This is a genomic window from Achromobacter sp. SIMBA_011 (genome assembly GCF_046535435.1).
GTDB lineage: Bacteria > Pseudomonadota > Gammaproteobacteria > Burkholderiales > Burkholderiaceae_B > Achromobacter > Achromobacter dolens.
Map to the genome: position 1 here is coordinate 1 of NZ_JAWRWN010000962.1, position 249 is coordinate 249.

Here is a 249-nt window from a genome sequence, read left to right on the forward strand (position 1 = left end):
GCGTATCGAAGCAGGCGCGGGCGCGGCCCGCCGCGTCTTCGCTCGCGTTCTGCCCGGATGACACGAGATCGCGCGCGTAGCCGTCGATGGCGCGCGTGCGGTATGCGTGGAATTCGCCGGCCGGCATCGGCCGCATCTGCAGCATGGCCCGGGTGTCGCGAAGGAAGTCTGACTTCCAGTGTAGCGGGACGGTCGCACCGGCGCGCGATGCGGCGGAGAAAAACGGGCAGGCAATCGCGGCGAGCGCCG

General features: G+C 70.7%; 1 pseudogene. It reads right to left on the reverse strand.

Annotation, left to right across the window (positions count from 1 at the left end):
- Positions 1-145: pseudogene (locus tag SB816_RS33855) on the reverse strand (GNAT family N-acetyltransferase); the annotation flags it as partial.
- Positions 146-249 lie beyond the last annotated feature (104 nt).